Below are 1,103 nucleotides of genomic sequence, written 5' to 3'. Positions count from 1 at the left end.
CCGTTCATACGCGGCATGCATCTCGTGATGCAACGCGCGTATTTCGGCGATCTCTGCGTTCGAGGCCATCCGGCAGGCCGTCTCGCCTCCGAACGCCTCGATCACGCCGAGGACATCGAGTTTCTCGGCGATGTGCGCCGGACTCTGCTCCGCAGCGACCGCGCCGCGCTTGGGCAGCACGACGACGAGTCCGTCGCTCGCCAGTTCCTTCGGCGCTTCCCTTTGTGGTGTGCGCGACACATCCAGCCGTTCGGCAAGCGTGCGTTCGCGCGGACGCTCGCCGGCTTCAGTAGCTTTTCATTGAACTAGAGCGATCTGGCGACAACACCCTGCCCGCAGTCAGACTTCCGAGGAGAATGCGGAAATCGAGGCAAGCCATGCTTGAGCACCGGGCCTTGATCGTCTAAAACGTCGAACAAGGTTAGAGGTCGGACGACTCTAGGTCTCGATGTCCAGATGAAATTGCGGTGCCGCTCGGTTGCTTGGGCGTGAAAGGGTGCCGTAGAGAGAACTGCTATCGGCTTTGCGGGTAGCGATCCGGTTTGTCAGCCCATCACGCCCAATGCTTCTGGCCTACCTGATGTCAGGTTCAAGGCACCCGTTTCCGATGCGGCAAGCGGGCCGGGCGAGTGGACTTGCCGGGTCCGTAGGCGCCCTTCGCGGACCAACGTTGCGCTGGAACGGCGCCCCTCATTTACCCTTTGGTCGCGCCGAACGTCAACCCCGCCACGAAATGCCGCTGCATGGCGAAGAACATCATTACCGACGGAAGCGCCGCAAGGATCGACCCGGCTGACACGAGGTTCCACGCCGTGACCCACTGCCCCTTCAACGCGGCAACGCCTACGGTGATCGGGGCGGCTTCGTCACCCTGCGTGAGACACAGCGCCCAGAAGTAATCGTTCCAGACGAACGTGAACACGAGGATTGCGAGCGCGGCCAGTGCCGGGCGAATCAGCGGCAGAATGATTTTGAAGAACACCGTCCATTCGTTTGCGCCTTCGATACGCGCCGCTTCTATCAGTTCGAACGGCAACTGCTTGATGAAGCTACGCAGAAAGAGCGCGCAGAAACCGGTCTGAAACGAGACGTGGAACAGAATC

Annotated in this window: 1 protein-coding gene and 1 pseudogene; both read right to left on the bottom strand. The window is 60.9% G+C overall.

From position 1 onward, the window contains the following. Window positions 1-270, bottom strand: a pseudogene (locus tag AWB67_RS38365) (GntR family transcriptional regulator); the annotation flags it as partial. Between the two features lie 424 nt (window positions 271-694). Further along, on the bottom strand, window positions 695-1,103 hold a 409-nt coding region (locus AWB67_RS38360), incomplete at its 5' end, for a carbohydrate ABC transporter permease (protein WP_143746827.1).

Origin of the sequence: Caballeronia terrestris (assembly GCF_001544515.1) — a bacterium.
Classification (GTDB): Bacteria; Pseudomonadota; Gammaproteobacteria; order Burkholderiales; family Burkholderiaceae; genus Caballeronia; species Caballeronia terrestris.
This window is presented reverse-complemented; position numbering and strand designations above follow the sequence as displayed.